12 protein-coding genes and 1 pseudogene are annotated in these 16,918 nt (G+C 74.0%); 4 read left to right on the top strand and 9 right to left on the bottom strand.

The genetic code is table 11. The annotated features are described in order from the left end of the window. Nucleotides 1-248: 248 nt before the first annotated feature. On the bottom strand, nucleotides 249-1,829 hold the full coding sequence (locus ACWEJX_RS19575) for an amidohydrolase (protein WP_451608682.1): 1,581 nt from the start codon (nucleotides 1,827-1,829) through the stop codon (nucleotides 249-251). After that, nucleotides 1,739-3,299 (bottom strand): annotated as a pseudogene (locus ACWEJX_RS19580) (APC family permease). Before ACWEJX_RS19580 ends, ACWEJX_RS19575 begins: the two are co-directional and overlap by 91 nt. A 126-nt stretch (nucleotides 3,300-3,425) precedes the next feature. On the opposite strand from ACWEJX_RS19580, the gene ACWEJX_RS19585 reads away from it, so the two are divergent. Beyond that, a complete protein-coding gene (locus ACWEJX_RS19585; RefSeq protein ID WP_451608683.1) occupies nucleotides 3,426-4,061 on the top strand; it encodes a TetR/AcrR family transcriptional regulator C-terminal domain-containing protein in 636 nt (211 codons plus the stop codon). Here the strand turns inward: ACWEJX_RS19585 and ACWEJX_RS19590 are convergent. The 4 genes from ACWEJX_RS19590 to ACWEJX_RS19605 form a co-directional block, all read right to left on the bottom strand. Then, nucleotides 4,058-5,161, bottom strand: a complete 1,104-nt coding sequence (locus tag ACWEJX_RS19590; RefSeq protein WP_451608684.1) for a sensor histidine kinase — start codon at nucleotides 5,159-5,161, stop codon at nucleotides 4,058-4,060. The genes ACWEJX_RS19585 and ACWEJX_RS19590 overlap by 4 nt on opposite strands. Beyond that, nucleotides 5,158-5,841: a response regulator transcription factor gene (locus tag ACWEJX_RS19595; RefSeq protein ID WP_451608685.1), complete on the bottom strand. Its 684-nt coding sequence runs from the start codon at nucleotides 5,839-5,841 to the stop codon at nucleotides 5,158-5,160. The genes ACWEJX_RS19590 and ACWEJX_RS19595 overlap by 4 nt, the downstream gene beginning before the upstream one ends. Nucleotides 5,842-5,850: 9 nt before the next feature. Further along, nucleotides 5,851-6,534 carry a VanZ family protein gene (locus ACWEJX_RS19600; RefSeq protein ID WP_451608686.1) on the bottom strand — a complete coding sequence of 228 codons (684 nt, stop codon included), beginning with the start codon at nucleotides 6,532-6,534 and terminating at the stop codon, nucleotides 5,851-5,853. Between the two features lie 64 nt (nucleotides 6,535-6,598). After that, entirely contained in the window at nucleotides 6,599-9,586 is a 2,988-nt protein-coding gene (locus tag ACWEJX_RS19605; RefSeq protein ID WP_451608687.1) for a bifunctional [glutamine synthetase] adenylyltransferase/[glutamine synthetase]-adenylyl-L-tyrosine phosphorylase, read from the bottom strand. A 110-nt stretch (nucleotides 9,587-9,696) separates the two neighbouring features. Between ACWEJX_RS19605 and ACWEJX_RS19610 the strand changes: the two genes are divergently transcribed. Beyond that, entirely contained in the window at nucleotides 9,697-10,128 is a 432-nt protein-coding gene (locus ACWEJX_RS19610; RefSeq protein ID WP_451608688.1) for a VOC family protein, read from the top strand. A gap of 108 nt (nucleotides 10,129-10,236) precedes the next feature. After that, entirely contained in the window at nucleotides 10,237-13,788 is a 3,552-nt protein-coding gene (locus ACWEJX_RS19615) for a LamG-like jellyroll fold domain-containing protein (RefSeq protein WP_451608689.1), read from the top strand. Nucleotides 13,789-13,804: 16 nt separating this feature from the next. Here the strand turns inward: ACWEJX_RS19615 and ACWEJX_RS19620 are convergent, their stop codons facing one another. After that, on the bottom strand, nucleotides 13,805-14,302 hold the full coding sequence (locus ACWEJX_RS19620) for a GNAT family N-acetyltransferase (protein WP_451608690.1): 498 nt from the start codon (nucleotides 14,300-14,302) through the stop codon (nucleotides 13,805-13,807). 58 nt (nucleotides 14,303-14,360) lie between these two features. Continuing rightward, nucleotides 14,361-14,834 carry a MarR family winged helix-turn-helix transcriptional regulator gene (locus ACWEJX_RS19625; protein ID WP_451608691.1) on the bottom strand — a complete coding sequence of 158 codons (474 nt, stop codon included), beginning with the start codon at nucleotides 14,832-14,834 and terminating at the stop codon, nucleotides 14,361-14,363. A 93-nt stretch (nucleotides 14,835-14,927) separates the two neighbouring features. Here ACWEJX_RS19625 and ACWEJX_RS19630 point away from each other — a divergent pair, with 93 nt between their 5' ends. Continuing rightward, on the top strand, nucleotides 14,928-15,434 hold the full coding sequence (locus tag ACWEJX_RS19630; RefSeq protein ID WP_451608692.1) for an SgcJ/EcaC family oxidoreductase: 507 nt from the start codon (nucleotides 14,928-14,930) through the stop codon (nucleotides 15,432-15,434). Here ACWEJX_RS19630 and ACWEJX_RS19635 read toward each other — a convergent pair. Further along, the gene (locus ACWEJX_RS19635) at nucleotides 15,431-16,792 is read right to left on the bottom strand and encodes a glutamine synthetase family protein (protein ID WP_451608693.1); all 1,362 of its coding nucleotides are present in this window, start codon (nucleotides 16,790-16,792) and stop codon (nucleotides 15,431-15,433) included. The genes ACWEJX_RS19630 and ACWEJX_RS19635 overlap by 4 nt on opposite strands. Between the last annotated feature and the right edge of the window lie 126 nt (nucleotides 16,793-16,918).

Here is a 16,918-nt window from a genome sequence, read left to right on the forward strand (position 1 = left end):
CGACGGGGGTGCCGCCGCCCCCCCCGGCCCGGCTGGGCGGGCCGCGGGGGGGTCCGCCCCCGGCGGAGGGGGCGGACCGGGACCCGGCGGGCGCCGGGGCCCAGGACTCCCCGGAGCGCGTCGGCTCCGGAAGGTGATCCTCCCGGAGTGGGTCAGCTCCGGTAGGTGATCCTCCTGGAGCGCGTCGGCTCCGGAAGGTGATCCTCCCGAGGTGCGTCAGCTCCGGTACGTGATCCTCCCGAGGTGCGTCAGCTCCGGTACGTGATCCTCCCGCCCGCGACCGTGAGCCGGATCGGCGCGGTCGCGGTCTCGTCGGCCGCGGCCAGGACCGGGTCGACGGTGAAGGCGGTGAGGTCGGCCCGGTAGCCGGGCGCGATGCGGCCCGCGATCCGCTCCTCCCCCGCGGCGAGCGCCGCGTGCGTGGTCATGCCCTCCAGGGCCATCCGCCCGGTGAGCCCGGCGCGGACCGAGGCCGCGCCGCGCGGGGCCCGGGCGGTCGCGAGGACCTGGCGGGCGTCGTGGTGGGCGATCGGCCAGTCCGAGCCGAGCGCGAGCGTGGCGCCCGCGTCGCGCAGGTCCCGGCAGCGCCAGGCCCGGGCGGCCCGTTCCTCGCCGAGCCGCTTCGACCACTCGTCGGTGCGGTCGGCGCGGGTGTACGCGGTGTGCGGGGGCTGCATGGAGGCGGCGACACCGAGCGCGGCGAACCGGGGGAGCTGGTCGTCGGGCACGGTCTCGATGTGCTCGATCCGGTGCCGGGGACCGGTCCGGGGGCCGGCTGTGCCCAGGGCTTCGACGGTGTCGAGCACATGGCGCACCGCCGCGTCGCCGATGGCGTGGGTGGCGGTGCCGACGCCCGCGCGGTGCAGGTGCCGTACGGCCGCGGAGTAGGCGGCCGGGTCGGGCCAGAAGGCGTCGGTGCCCTGGCCGTGGCAGTCGGCGTGCTCCAGCCAGGCGGTGCCGCCCTCGACGGTGCCGTCCATGAAGAACTTCACCCCGCCGACCCGCCAGAGCCGCCCGGCCCGCTCCTGGAGCCGTACGAGCGCGTCGAGCTCATCGGCGCCGGCCCCGGGCATGCACCAGGGCGCGAGGCGGAGCCGCAGCGGCAGGTCGCCGTCCGCCTCGATGGCGGTGAGCAGGCCGGGCACGTCATGGCCGCCGAGGTCCATGACGTGGGCGCCGGTCAGTCCGGTGGCGGCCATCTCCGCGAGCAGTGCGACGAGCCGGTCGCGGCGCTCCGCGTACGGCTGGGCGGGCAGCACCGGGGCCATCAGCTCCATGGCGGCGTGCTCGACCAGGTGCCCGGTGGGGCGTCCCGCGGCGTCGCAGACGATCTCGGAGCGCTGGGTGAAGGCACGCGGTCCGTCGATGCCGGCGGCCTTGAGGGCGGTGGCGCTGACGAGGACGGAGTGGCCGTCGTAGAGGCGGAGGTGGGCGGGGGCGCCGTCGAGGACGTCGTCGATCAGCTCGTGGTGGACCGGCCGGCCGGCGAAGACGTTGTGGTCGAGGCCGAAGCCGAGGACCCAGCCGGCCTGCCGCTCGGCGGTCCGCAGCGCGGCGCGCAGTCCGTCGAGGTCGGTGACGGCGGAGAGGTCGGTGCCGGTGTACATCTCCAGGCCCCACACGGGATGGCTGTGGGAGTCGGTGAGGCCGGGGGTGAGGGTGGCGCCGCCGAGGTCGACGACCTCGGTGCCGGGGCCGGGCCAGTCGCGGGCGTCGGTGTCGTCGCCGAGGGCGGTGATCAGTCCGTCGTGGACGGCGACAGCGGTGTGGTGGGAGGGGTCGGGGGTGCGCAGACGGGCGTTGCGGAGGACGAGGTCGGGTGCGGACACGGGGCTTCTCCGGATGCGTCGGGGTCGGTGGGCGGCTCGGCGGCGAAGCGGGCGTAGACCTCGGGGCGGGTGCGGCGCAGCCGGTACGCGAGGAGGAGCCCGAGGACGAGGACGGCCGGGACGACGGCCACGAGGACCGCGTTGACGGTGCTGGAGGCGCCGGTGAACAGGGCCACCTTGGAGGCGACCAGCCAGAGCGCGACGGCCAGCAGGACGGCGGCGGTGACCGGTGCGACGAGGGTGCGCAGGGCGCCCTCCTGGTGCGGGACGCGGCGGAAGTAGCGCACGACGGCGACGGCGGCGAGCAGCATCATCGCCATGAGTCCGAGCATGCCGGGCGTGTTCACCCACAGCAGCAGCTGGGTGTACGGGTCGGCGCCGGCGGCCGCGAAGCCGAGGACGATCACGGCGCCGAGCACGGTCTGGACGACGCCCGCGAGGTACGGGGAGCGGTGACGGGGGTGGATCCGGCCGAGCGCGGCGGGCAGCACGCCCTCCTCGGCGAGGGCGAGGCCGTAGCGGTTGATCGCGTTGTGGAAGGCGAGAAGCGAGGCGATGATGCTGGTCACGATGAAGAGGTGCATCAGGTCGGCGGCCCAGGCGCCCACGTAGGTGGTGATGGCGGTGAAGAAGAGCCCGCCGGTGTCGCCGGCGGCGGCCGCGACGACCTTGTCGTCGCCGAAGGCCTGGATCACGGTCCACACGACGAAGGCGTAGAAGAGGCCGAGGAAGCCGACCGCGATGTAGGTGGCGCGCGGGATGGTGCGGGCCGGGTCGCGGGCCTCGCGGCGGTAGATCACGGTGGACTCGAAGCCGGTGAAGGCCGAGAACGCGAAGGCGAGCACGGGCGGCGGTGCCGGGGACGAGCACATGGCCGGGGGCGAAGGAGGCGAGCGAGAGCCCGTGCGCGCCGCCCTTGAGCAGCACCCCGCCGGCGAGGAGCACGAGGATGCCGGTCTCGGCGACGAGCAGGACGCCGAGGACCTTGGCGCCGAAGTCGATGGAGCGGTAGCCGCCGTACCAGATGAGCAGCAGGCCGGCGAGGGCGATCGGCAGCCAGGGCAGGTCGACGCCCCACAGGGCGTGCGCGGTGTCGGCGGTGGCGGAGCCGAGGAGTCCGTAGACGCCGATCTCCATGCCGTTGTAGCCGACCATGGCGATGAGCGCGGCGGCGATGCCGAGGGGTTTGCCGAGGCCCTGGGCGATGTACGCGTAGAAGGCGCCGGCGCTGCGGACGTGGCGGCTCATGGTGGTGAAGCCGACGGCGAAGACCGCGAGGGTGATGCCGGCGACGAGGTAGCCGGCGGGGGCGCCGATGCCGCCGAGGACGAGGGCGATGGGGGCGACGCCGGCCATCACGGTGAGCGGGGCGGCGGCGGAGACGACGAAGAAGGAGATGTCGGCGGTGGTGAGGGTGCCGGTTCTCAGTCCGGGTGCGCCGGGTGGCGTGTCGGAGGTGCTGGAGGACATGGCTGGGGAGGCCCTTCCGCGACAGGTGCAGGCTGGGACACGAGCGAAAACCTAAAGCCTTTCGGTTGGCGCAATGTAGCCTCGGGTCCGACGATTCGGGAAGACCTGAACTGGGGGAAAACCTTCATGGGCCGGCCGCGCACGCCCCTCCTCGACCGGGAGCGCATCACCACCACGGCGCTCGAACTCGTCGACGAGCAGGGGGACTTCAGCGTCCCGCAGATCGCTCGGCGGCTCGGGGTGCAGACGGCGTCGGTGTACCACCATGTGGACGGCCGGGACGGCATCGTGGAGCTGCTGCGGGAGCGGGTCTGCGACGCCATCGACGACGGCGCCCTGGACCGTGAGCCCTGGGACGCGGCCGTGGCCGCCTACGCCCGCTCCTACCGGGCCGCCTTCGCCGCCCACCGGCGCGCGATCTCGCTCCTGACGACGTCGCCGGTCCGCGCGCCGAAGGTGCTCCTGCAGTACGAGAAGGTCGTCGCCCGGCTGCTCGACGCGGGCTTCCCGCTGCGGGACGTGATGCCGGTGCTCATCGGCATGGAGAACCTGGTCCTCGGCTCGGCCCTCGACATGACGGCCCCGGCCTCGATGTGGGAGCTCCCCGACGAGACGACGACCCCGCTGCTCGCCCGCGCGCTCACGGAGATGACGGAGGACCGGGCGGACGAGGCATTCGAGCTGGCGCTCGCCGGGTACCTGGAGCACTGCCGGCGGCGGCTGCTGGAGGCGGACCGGGAGGCCCCGGGCAACCGGGCCTAAGAGCCTCCCGCCAACCGGACCCAGGAGCCTCCCGGCAACCGGACCGTGACGCGCAGACCGCCGGCCGGACGCGGGACGAGGTCGAGGGTCCCCTCGTGGGCGCGGACGATGCTGTGCACGAGGGCGAGGCCGAGGCCGACACCGGCGTGCTCGTCGGTGCGTACGCGTTCCGCTCCGCGCTGGAAGGGTTCGGTGAGGGTCGGCACCAGGTCCGGTGGGACGGTTCGGCCCGTGTTCTCGACCCGCAGCACGCTCCCGCCGTCCCGCGCCTCGGTGTGGACGGTCACGGTGCCGCCGGCGGGCAGGTTGTGGACGATCGCGTTCTGGACGAGATTCGTCACCAGCCGCAGCAGCAGCTCCGCAGAGCCGCTGGTCAGGGCCGCTCCCCCGGTGACGACGAGGGTGAGCCCGCGCCGCTCGGCGAGCGGCAGCAGGGTCTCGGCGGCCTCCTCGGCGAGGAGGGAGAGGTCGACGGACTCGCGGCCGAAGGTGCCGCGGTCGCTGCGGCTGAGCAGCAGCAGGGCCTCGGTGAGGTCGATCGCGCGCGTGTTGGCGGCCTGGAGGCGGGCGAGGACCTCCTCGCGGTCGCGGGTCGGATCCTTGCGGGCGACGTCGAGCAGCGCCTGCGAGACGGCGAGCGGGGTGCGCAGTTCGTGGGAGGCGTTCGCCGCGAAGCGCCGCTGCTCGGCGACGTGCGCCTCCAGCTGGTCCAGCATGGTGTCGAAGGTGTCGGCGAGCTCCCGGAACTCGTCCCGGCGGCCCGGCATCCGGATGCGGTGGGACAGCGATCCCTCGCCGGCCAGCCGGGCCGCGGCCGTGATCCGGTCGAGCGGCGCGAGCATCCGCCCGGCCAGGAGCCAGCCGCCGAGGAGGCCGAAGACGAGCAGGAGGCCCAGGGCGACGGCCGCGGCGGGCGCGAAGGTGTGCACGAGCAGGTAGCGGTTGGGCGAGATCCCGAGCAGGCCCTGCTCGTTGTCGGGCACGTACCGCAGCAGGTAGGCCCACACGACGGCGAGGAGCAGACCGCCGGTGACGGCGAGAAAGCCGGCGTAACTGAGGGTGAGCTTGAGCCGGGCGCTGAGCCCGGGACGTCTGGTCACGCCTCGCCCGTACGGTCGGGGCACGCGTCGATGCGGTAGCCGACGCCCGGCACCGTGGCGATGAGCCAGGGTTCGCCGAGTCGTTTGCGCAGGGCGGAGACGGTGATGCGGACGGCGTTGGTGAAGGGGTCGGCGTTCTCGTCCCAGGCCCGTTCGAGCAGCTCCTCGGCGCTGACGACCCCGCCCTCGGCCGCGACGAGGACGTCGAGGACGGCGAACTGCTTGCGGGTGAGCGCGACCCGGCTCCCGTCGCGGAAGACCTCCCGGCGGAAGGGGTCGAGGCGCAGGCCCGCGATCTCGCGGACCGGGGGCCGGGCGTACGCCCGCCTGCGGTCGAGCGCCCGGAGCCGCAGGACGAGCTCCCGCAGCTCGAACGGTTTCGTCAGGTAGTCGTCGGCGCCCAGCTCGAAACCGGAGGCCTTGTCGTCGATCCGGTCGGCGGCGGTGAGCATGAGGATCGGGATGCCGCTGCCGGAGGCGACGAGGTGCCGGGCGATCTCGTCGCCGGACGGGCCGGGGATGTCACGGTCGAGCACCGCGAGGTCGTAGGAGTGGACGCCGAGGAGCGCCAGGGCGGTGTCCCCGTCACCCGCGATGTCGGCGGCGATCGCCTCCAGCCGGAGGCCGTCCCGGACGGCCTCCGCCAGATGCGGCTCGTCCTCCACGATCAGTACGCGCATGCCCGCAGCCTAGGCAACGGGACATATCGGCGGCGTATGCGCCGGAGCCGCCTCCGTCGTGCGCCACCAGCGGCGCGAGGCGAGCCCGGCCAGGACCGCGCCGGTGGCGTTGACCAGGACGTCGTCCACGGAGGTGACCCGGTCGAGGCGCAGCACGTACTGTGCGGTCTCGACCAGGGCCGAGCAGCCCGCGCCGAGCGCCAGGATCCGCGGCAGGGACGCCATCGCCGTCCACCGCATCGGCGCGAAGAAGCCGAGCGACGCGAAGACCAGGAGGTTGCCGACGATCCCGAGCGTCCCCATGGTGGCCAGGTCCCGCAGCGGTACGAGGCTCACCCGGGCGGGTGCGACGCCGGGCGCCGCGCCCGGCATCAGGGTCATCCCCAGGAACGGCACCGTCCCGTGGACCATGCCCACCTCGGCCAGCGACAGCCGCCACGGCGACGCGACACCGGCGGCCCGGCGGCGCCACGCGAGGGCCCACGCCACCAGTACGGCGAGCGGCAAGGCGACCAGCGTCATGAGCACCACGCCGTTGAAGGTGTCGTAGCAGCCGTGCCACCGCCCGGCCAGGCACCTCGGCGCGGCCATCATGAGCGGACCGCGCAGGGCGTAACCGGCGCCCGCGAGGCCGAGGAGCGCCAGACCGGGGATCACGAGACGGCGGGCGTTCAGGGGTGCGTAGTGGTTCATGCGCCCATCGGACACGAGGGGGTGTTGCGCCGGCGTATGCGTTTTCCGCCCGTCCACACCCTGCCTACGCGCCGTAGAACAGCTCCTCCATCACCGCCCGCGCCCGCCGGGTGATCCGGCGGTAGTCGTCGACCATCTCACCGACATGGCCGGGGGCGTAACCCAGGAAGCGGCCGACGGCGGCCAGTTCGCGCGGCTCGGAGGGGAAGGTGTCGCCGGCGCGGCCGCGGACCAGCATCACCGCGTTGCGCACCCGGGTGGCGAGCACCCAGGCCTCGTCCAGGGTCTGCGCCTCGTCCGTGCCGATGAGCCCGGCCGCGTGGGCGGCGGCGAGGGCCTCGCGGGTACGGGTGGTGCGCAGGCCGGGTTCGGCCCAGCCGTGCCGCATCTGGAGCAGCTGGACGGTCCACTCGACGTCGCTGAGGCCGCCGCGGCCCAGCTTGGCGTGCAGCGTCGGGTCGGCGCCGCGCGGCAGGCGTTCGGTCTCCATGCGGGCCTTGAGGCGGCGGATCTCGCGGACCGCGTCCTCGCCGAGCCCCTCCATGGGGTAGCGCAGCGGGTCGACGAGCTCGATGAAGCGCTGCCCGAGCTCCCGGTCGCCGGCCATCGGCTCGGCCCGCAGCAGCGCCTGGGCCTCCCAGACGAGCGACCAGCGGCGGTAGTAGGCCTCGTAGGACTTCAGGGTGCGCACCATCGGGCCGCTCTTGCCCTCCGGGCGCAGGTCGGCGTCGATGAGCAGCGGCGGGTCGGCGGTGGGCAGCTGGAGCAGCCGGCGCATCTCGGTGACGACCCGGTTGGCGGCCTTCGCCGCCTCCTGCTCGTCGACGCCCTCGCGCGGCTCGTGCACGAAGAGGACGTCGGCGTCGGAGCCGTAGCCGAGTTCGTGGCCGCCGAAGCGGCCGACGCCGATGACGGCGAACCTGGTCGGCAGCTCGTCGCCCCATTCGGCGCGCACGGCGGCTCTGAGCGCGCCCGAGATCGTCGCCGCGTTGAGGTCGGTGACGGCGCGGCCGACGCGGTCGACGAGGGCGCCGGGGTCGGCCTCGCGGGGGTTGTCCTCGGTGCCGTAGGAGGCGATGAGGTCGGCCGCGGCGGTACGGAACAGCTCCCGGCGGCGCACGCCGCGGGCCGCGGCCACCGCCTGCTCGGGGCCGTCGGCGCGGCCGACGGCGGCGAGCACCTCCTGCTCCAGGTGGTCCCGGCCACGCGGCTTCAGGCCCTCCGGGTCGCCGAGGATGGCGACCGCCTCGGGGGCGCGGAGCAGCAGGTCGGGGGCGAGCCGGCCGGCGGAGAGGACCCGGGCGAGGTTCTCGGCGGCGGCGCCCTCGTCGCGCAGCAGGCGCAGGTACCAGGGCGTCCTGCCGAGCGCGTCGGACACCTTGCGGAAGCCGAGCAGGCCCGCGTCCGGGTCGGCCGAGTCGGCGAACCAGCCGAGCAGCACCGGCAGCAGCGTGCGCTGAATGGCGGCCTTGCGGCTGACGCCGGAGGACAGCGCCTCCAGATGGCGCAGGGCGGCGGCGGGGTCCGCGTACCCGAGCGCTTCGAGCCGCTGCCCGGCCGCCTTCGGACTGAGCCGGATCTCGCCGGGGGCGAGCTGGGCGACGGCGTCGAGCAGCGGCCGGTAGAACAGCTTCTCGTGCAGCCGGCGCACCACCGCCGCGTGCCGCTTCCACTCCCGGTTGAGCTCGGTGACCGGGTCGGTGCGCAGGCCGAGCGAGCGGCCGAGGCGGCGCAGATCGGCCTCGCCCTCGGGGACGAGGTGGGTGCGGCGCAGCCGGTGGAGCTGGATGCGGTGCTCCATGGCGCGCAGGAAGCGGTAGGCGTCGTCGAGCTGGGCGGCGTCCGCGCGGCCCACGTAGCCGCCCGCGGCGAGGGCGGCGAGCGCGTCGAGGGTGGTGCCGCTGTGCAGCGTGGCGTCGCTGCGGCCGTGCACCAACTGCAGGAGCTGGACGGCGAACTCGACGTCCCTGAGGCCGCCGGGGCCGAGCTTCAGCTCGCGGTCGACGTGGCCGGCCGGGATGTTGTCGACGACCCTGCGGCGCATCTTCTGCACGTCGGGCACGAAGTTCTCGCGCTCTGCGGCCTGCCACACCAGCGGGGAGACGGCGTCGACGTACGCGGCGCCGAGCTCGGCGTCGCCGGCCACCGGACGCGCCTTCAGCAGGGCCTGGAACTCCCAGGTCTTGGCCCAGCGCTGGTAGTAGGCGAGGTGCGAGGAGAGGGTGCGGACCAGTGGCCCGTTGCGGCCCTCGGGGCGCAGGTTGGCGTCGACGGGCCAGATGCTGCCCTCGACCGTGGTCTCCGAGCAGATCCGCATGAGGTGGGAGGCGAGCCGGGTCGCGGCCTGCAGTGCCTTGGACTCGTCGGCGCCGTCCGCCGCCTCGCCGACGAAGATGACGTCGACGTCGGAGACGTAGTTCAGTTCGTGGCCGCCGCACTTGCCCATGGCGATCACGGCGAGCCGGCACTGCGCCGCGTCCTCGGGCGCGGCGGCCCTGGCGATGCGGAGCGCGGCGCGCAGGGTGGCGGTGGCGAGGTCGGCGAGTTCGGCGGCGGTCTGGGCGACGTGGGTGGTGCCGCACACGTCACGGGCCGCGATGGCGAGCAGACAGCGCCGGTAGGCGACCCGCAGCGTCACCGGGTCGACGGCCTCGGCGAGCCCGCGCTCGAACTCGGCGACGCCCGGGTGCAGGTCGGCCGCCTCGTACGTGACGAGCGCCTGCCAGTCGTGCGGATGACGGGCCAGGTGGTCGGCGAGCGCCTCGGACGCGCCGAGCACCCCGAGCAGCCGGTCCCGGAACGGCTTCGCGGACAGCAGCGTGGTGGTGAGGGCCGGCCGCTCGGCCGGCGGCTGCGCCTCGACGAGCCGGACCAGGCCGCGCAGCGCGAGGTCGGGGTCGGCGGTGGCGCCGAGGGCGTCGAGCAGCACGGAGTCGCCGCGCAGCGGGGCCAGGTCGTCCAGGTCGAGCAGCCGCTCGGCGGCGGACGGGTCGGTGAACCCGTGCCGCAGCAGCCGGGTGAACGTACTGCTCCTGCGTCCCGGCGCCGTCATCCCGCCGCTCCCTCCACCGGTCGATTGAGTGCCCGGTCGAGCCTATCCCCGGCGGGGCGCCGGGTCGCCCCGGGGAGCGCGCGGCGGGGCGCGGCGGCAGAATCGGGGGCATGAACTGGACACTGGAAGTGGTCCCCGTACCCGTCAGCGACCTGGACCGGGCGAAGGAGTTCTACGGAGGGCGGCTCGGCTTCAAGGTCGACCTGGACCAGGAGGTCGCCCCGGGCGTCCGCGTCATCCAGATCACCCCACCGGGCTCGCGCTGCTCGCTCTCCCTCGTCCAGGGCATGCCGCCCTTCCCCGGCGCCCGCCAGATGGAACCCGGCACCCTGCACGGGCTCCAGCTGTGCGTCACCGACATCGACGGGGCGCGCGCCACGCTCGCCGCCGCGGGCGTGGAGATCTCGCCGGTGGTGCACGTGGGCGCGTCGGGCTGGGAGGAGGGCCGGGGTCAGCCGTGGAACTCGTTCCTGACCTTCTCCGACCCGGACGGCAATGGGTGGGTGGTGCAGGAGGCGCCGTCGGAGCTGTCCGAGCGCTGACCTCCGGGCGAACGCCCGGCGTCGCCATTTCGGCCCGAAGCATGGCAGAGCGGATGCGCCAAGGGGCCTGTAGCCACGGGGATCTGACGGCTGGTTAGCGTCCGGTGCATGTGGAGAACACGATCACGGCCCCGGTCGCGCACCGGGGCGTTCCTGGCCTCGCTCACGTCCCTCGCCTCCCTCGCCGCCCTCGTCGGCCTCGCCGCCGCCCCGCCCGCCGCGGCGAGCGGCACCGCCCTGTCCGGCGCGAACCGCATCGGCACCCAGCAGGCGCTCTTCCGCTCCGGAACGGCCGGATACGGCTGCTTCCGCATCCCCACCCTGGTGCGGACGAAGTCCGGAGCGCTGCTCGCCTTCGCAGAGGCGCGCACCTCGCCGTCCTGCGCCGATCGCGGCCCCATCGACACGGTCGTGCGCCGCTCGACCAACGACGGGCGCACCTGGGGCCCGATACGGGTGGTGCTCTCGGGCAGCGAGACCGATCCCGAGGCACCGTACGTCCGGGGCAACGCCTCCCCGGTCGCCGACCTGGTCACCGGTGACGTCTTCCTGCTCTCCAACGCCGAGGACGCGGTCGCCACCACCGGCGACGCCCGCACGTCGTGGGTGCAGAAGAGCACCGACGACGGCCTGACCTGGGGTGCTCCGCAGCCGGCTCCGAGGCTGACCGCGACCGGCACCGGCTGGTTCGGCACCGGCCCGGGCCACGGCATCCAGCTGAAGGAGGGCCCGCACGCCGGGCGGCTGCTCGTCGGCGCGTACGAGCGGGTCAGCGGGACCGACGCCCGCGCCGGCGTGCTCTACAGCGACGACCACGGGGCGACGTGGCAGGCCGGCGCCACCGTCAACTCGTACGCCGAGGACGCCGGCGGCACCCCGGTCGCCAAGCCCGGCGAGCCGACCGTCGCCGAGCTGCCCGGCGGCCGGGTGTACGTCAGCGCCCGCAGCCCGTACGACGCCGGGCACCGGATGCACGCCGTCAGCGAGGACGGCGGCACGACCGTGCCGAAGCTGTCCCTCACCGCCGGCTGGACCGGCCCGGACGTCGACGCCTCGGTGCTCGCACCGGCCCGCACCTACCGCTCGGTGCCGGGCGACCTGCTGCTGATGTCCGCCCCGGCCCATCCCACCAACCGCCAGGAGATGCGGATCCGCTACTCCACGGACGACGGCGCCACCTGGACGAACGCGACCGGCGGCCTGCTGAGCGCCGCGGCCACCGACCGGGCCGGCTACTCCGACCTCGCCGAACTGTCCGAGGGCGAGTTCGGGCTGCTCTACGAGGGCGGGCCCAGCTTCTCCGCCGAGTACATCTACTTCAACCGCTTCCGCGCCGCCGACCTGCAGCTGCCGGCGTCCGTCACCCATCTCGGCTCCGCGCTCCCCCAGCCCACCCCGGCCGCCGGGCGCACCACCCCGGACCTGACCGCCGAGGCCAACGACGGCTATCTCTCCTCCGGCGCCTCCCTCGGCTCCGGCGCCGTCTACCCGCCGACCGGCACCACGACCTCCTTCGGCCAGGGCCTGGCCCTCGACGGCGTCGACGGCCACGCCGACCTGCCGTACACCCCGTCCCTCGACCCGGGCGCCGGAGACGTCACGTACTCGCTGTTCTTCAAGTACGACGCGACGACGAGCACCCCGCAGCAGGCGCTGTTCTGGGCGTACGGGGTGGGCTCGGCCAAGCCGCAGGTGTGGGTGCGGGCGCAGCCCGGCCAGAACCGGGTCTACGCCTGGGTGCAGGGCACCGGCGGCACCGCGACGGCCACGCTCCTCGGCCCGGACCCGGCGCGACCCGCCTTCGGCGACGGCCAGTGGCACCACCTCACCCTGGTCCGCGCCGGCGGCACGGTCACCCTGGACGTCGACGGGCGGACCGGCACCCAGCAGGGCACCGTCTCGGGCGCGCTCGCCGGCCCGCGCACCGACAACACCACCGGGCTCGGCGTCGAGATCGGCGACAAGCCGGTCGTGGACCCGGCGGGCGCGCCCGCCGACGGCTTCACCGGCGTCGTCGACGAGTTCCGGCTCTACCAGGCCGCGCTCCCCGCGGACCAGCGCGCCCTGCTGCGCGGCTCCGGCGCCGCCGCGGTGGCGCCGGACCGGCTCGCCGCGCACCTGCCGTTCCAGGTCGTCGACACCGCCGACCCTGCGGCGCTGCGCACCGTCCGGATCCAGGACGACGTGTCCGGCCACTGCGCCGACGGCACCCTGCTCGGCACGACGTCCTCCGAGAGCGCCCAGACCGGCGGGCGGATCGGGAGCGGCGCGCTGGTCGTGAACAGCGGCCTGCCGGGCGTGGAGGTGCCGTACCTGCCCGCGCTCGACACCGGCGCCGGCGACTTCACCTTCACCCTGTGGTTCCGCTACGCCGCCACCACGAGCACCCCGGACGCGGCGCTGATGTGGGCGTACGGCTCCACCTCGGGCAAGCCGTCGCTGTGGGTGCGCGCGAAACCCTCGCTCGACCGGCTGACCGTACGGGCCGAGACGGCGGCCGGCGCGGTCACGCTCGACCTGCCGGACAGCCAGGCGGCCGGCGAGAGCGACCGGCGGGCCTTCGGCGACGACCGGTGGCACCTGCTCACCGTGACCCGGAGCGCCGGCCAGGCGCCCGGCTCCCGACTGACCGTGGGCGTCGACGGCGTCGACCCGGCCGCGCCGGGCGCCCGCGTCGCCACGGCGGACGGCCTGGCCGGTTCCTTCACGGACGGCATCGCCACGCCCGAGGGCTTCCGGATCGGTTCGAAGCCGACCGGCACGGACGTCCTGACCGGCGCCCTCGACGACTTCCGCTTCTACGGGCGGGCGCTGTCCGCCGCGGACGTCGCCGACCTGGCCGACACGCCCGTGGGCGGCTGGGCCCCGCCGAAGGACCCGGCCCTGTGGTGGTCCATGGAACCGGGCAACACCGAACAGCACCTGGTGATGCGGCCCGTCGACGACGCGACGACCCGGGCCACGCCCGACGCCGGCGCGCACTGCTCGCACGGGTACGTACGGGGCGGGGCGACGGTCTCGGCCACGGGCGCCAAGTACGGGCGGGCGCTCGACTTCGACGGCGTCGACGACGCCGTCGAGCTGCCGTACGGCGACGCGAAGGCGCTCGGCGCGGGCGACTTCACGCTGGCGGCGTGGGTGCGCTACCAGGACGGGCTCAACACCACTCCGGTGCTCGCCTGGGCGTACGGCGTCGGTGGCGGCGAGCGCCAGGTGTGGCTGCGGGCGGTGCCCGCGCAGAACAAGGTCACGGCCCTGCTCCAGACGGACGCGGCGACCACCACGCTCGACGTCGTCGCCCCGTCGGGCACGGTCTTCGGCGACGACACCTGGCGCCTGGTGGTGCTGCGCCGCCAGGGCGGCGCGCTGACCCTGTCGGTCGACGGCACGAGCGCCACGAAGCAGGCGCCGGCGGGCGCGGTGACGTACGACGACGGCTTCGACGTCCGCGGCTTCCTGCTCGGCGCCCGGCCCGACGGCGCCTCGGCGGACCGCTTCCACGGCTCGATGGACGACTTCCGGCTGGTCCGCCGGGCCCTGTCGGACGCCGAACTGACCGCGCTGCGATCGGCGGACACGCCGGTCCCGGCGGACTCGGCCACCGCGGTCCGGCTGCCGTTCGACACGTTGACGGCGGCGGGCGCGTACGCCCGGATGTGACGGCCCCGGACGGGCCTCAGAGGACCAGGCGGTAGTTCCGCACCTTCTCGTCCTCGCCCTCGTACGCCATCCCCGCCGCCTCCATCACCCGCTGCGAGGCGATGTTGTCGAGGTCGGCGTCGCCGCGCACGGCGGTGGCGCCGGCCTCGCGGGCCCGGGCGATCAGGGCGCGCAGCGACTCGGAGGCGTAGCCCTTGCCGCGGGCGCCGGGCACGAGGCCGTAGCCGATGGTCACGACACCGTCGGCGTCCGGCGGCCCGTGGAAGCCGATACCGCCGACGGTGGTGCCGTCCGCGAGCAGCCGTATCGCGTACGGCCGGTAGGCCCCCGGGTCGCCGCGCTCGGCGACCCCGTTGAGGAAGCCCTGCGCGCTTCGCCCGTCGCCCGCGCTCGGGTACTCTTCGGCCCAGCGGTCGCCGGGGGCGGGCCGGGCGTCGACGATGCGCCGGGCGTCGTCGACGGAGAGCGGGTGGAGGAGCAGCCGCTCCGTCTCGATGATCTTCACGTTGGTCACGGGCGGCAGTCTCGGCCCCGCCGCGGGCGGGCCGCAACGGGTTTCTCGGCCCGGTCGGTCAGCCCTCCTGCTGGAGCTCCTCGGCGGACTCGCGGTACGCCTCGGCGGCGCGGGTGAAGTAGTCGAAGAGGACGGCGAGTTGCTCGGGCGGGTAGCCGACGAGGAGCTCGGCGATCCGGCGCCGGGCGGGGGCGAGGGCCTGATCGAGGTCGGCGGGGCGGTCGACCGGTTCGACGATGACCTTGCGCCGGTCGCCGGGGTCGGCGGCCCGGCGGACGTACCCGGCCTTCTCCAGGCGGTCGACGAGCCGGGTGGTCGGGCCGGTGGTGAGCCCGGTGCGGGCGCCGAGTTCGCCGGGGGTCATGGGTCCGGCCAGGTCGAGGATGTTCAGCGCGTAGAGGTCGGTGGCGCCGAGGTCGACGGCGCGGGCGCCGGCGTGGCCGTGCAGCATCACGGCACTCAGGTAACGGCGATAGATCGCGCTCGCGTCGTGCGGCATCGACGCCTTCGAGGGCTGCGCGGGCGTTGACACGGGGTGCCTCCCGACCTAATCTCTTCCTCAAAGAAGAGAGTTCCTGGACGAAGCTACTTCCTTACGGAAGATACCACTGAAAGGAGCACCGCCATGGACACCACCATGAACACCGGAGTCCCCGGGGACACCGCCGCGATCCACACCCTCCTGCAGTCCAGCGCCGACGCCTGGGGCCGCGGCGACGGCGCCGCCTACGGCGCGCACTTCACGGACGACGCCACCGACGTCACCTTCGTCGGCACCACCTATCACGGCGGCCACGAGATCGGCCGCGCCCACCAGGCGCTCTTCGACGGCTTCCTCAAGGGCACCAGGCTCGTCGTCGACATCGTCGACCTGCGCTTCTACGGCCCCGACACGGCCGTCGCCGTCACCCACGGCGAGGTCACCAAGGGCGCCGCCCGCCCCCGCCGCCTCGGCAAGCGCGCCACGTACACCCTGGTCCGCACGTCCGGCGACGGCAGCAGCAACGACGGCGGCGGCGGCGGCGAATGGCGCATCGCCGCCGTCCAGAAGACCAAGCATGCCCGCCTCATGGAGGCGTTCTCCTTCCGCGCCCAGCCGAAGACCGTCCCGGCGGCGCGACCGGCCGCCTAGAGAACCGGCAGGTTCTTCCTCAGCTCGAAGGCCGTGACCTCCGAGCGGTACTCCTCCCACTCCTGCTTCTTGTTGCGCAGGAAGAAGTCGAAGACGTGCTCGCCGAGCGTCTCCGCCACCAGCTCGCTGCGCTCCATCAGGGTGATCGCCTCGCCCAGGTTCTGCGGCAGCGGCTCGATGCCCATCGCGCGGCGCTCGGCGTCGCTGAGGGCCCAGACGTCGTCGTCGGCGCCGGCCGGGAGCTCGTAGCCCTCCTCGATGCCCTTGAGGCCGGCGGCGAGGAGGACGGCGTAGGTCAGGTACGGGTTGGCGCCGGAGTCGATGGAGCGGACCTCGACCCGGGAGGAGCCCATCTTGCCCGGCTTGTACATGGGCACGCGGATCAGCGCGGAGCGGTTGTTGTGGCCCCAGCAGATGTACGCGGGGGCCTCGCCGCCGGAGCCCGCGGTGCGGCCGGAGCCGCCCCAGATGCGCTTGTACGAGTTGACCCACTGGTTCGTGACGGCCGAGATCTCGCCCGCGTGCTTGAGCAGGCCCGCGATGAAGGAACGTCCCACCTTGGAGAGCTGGTACTCGGCGCCCGACTCGTAGAACGCGTTCCGGTCGCCCTCGAAGAGCGAGAGGTGGGTGTGCATGCCGGAGCCCGGGAACTCGGAGAACGGCTTCGGCATGAACGTGGCCTGCACGCCCTGTTCGAGCGCCACCTGCTTCATGACCAGGCGGAAGGTCATGATGTTGTCGGCCGTGGAGAGCGCGTCCGCGTAGCGCAGGTCGATCTCCTGCTGGCCCGGCGCGCCCTCGTGGTGCGAGAACTCGACCGAGATGCCCATCGACTCCAGCATCGTGATGGCCTGGCGCCGGAAGTCCATGCCCACGTTCTGCGGGGTGTGGTCGAAGTAGCCGGACTCGTCGGCCGGGGTGGGCCGGGAGCCGTCCAGCGGCTTGTCCTTGAGCAGGAAGAACTCGATCTCGGGGTGGGTGTAGAAGGTGAAGCCCAGGTCCGAGGTCTTGGCGAGGGCCCGCTTGAGGACGTAGCGCGGGTCGGCGAAGGACGGCGAGCCGTCCGGCATCAGGATGTCGCAGAACATCCGGGCGGTGCCCGGGGCCTCGGCGCGCCAGGGCAGGATCTGGAAGGTGCCCGGGTCCGGCTTGGCGATCATGTCGGACTCGTAGACCCGGGCGAAGCCCTCGATCGCGGAGCCGTCGAAGCCGATGCCCTCGTCGAAGGCCTGCTCCAGCTCGGCGGGGGCGACCGCGACCGACTTCAGGAAGCCGAGCACGTCGGTGAACCACAGACGCACGAAGCGGATGTCGCGCTCCTCGAGCGTACGGAGCACAAATTCCTGCTGCTTGTCCATTTCCACACCCATCCTCGCCGGTCAGGCCGCCTGCTCCCGGACCCGAGCATCCCACCACATGGTTTCGTTCACGTTGCACACCCATACTGCCTGCTCGGCTGTGACTCAGGTAACGGGGGACGGCCG

The sequence above is a fragment of the Streptomyces sp. NPDC004788 genome (assembly GCF_053601115.1).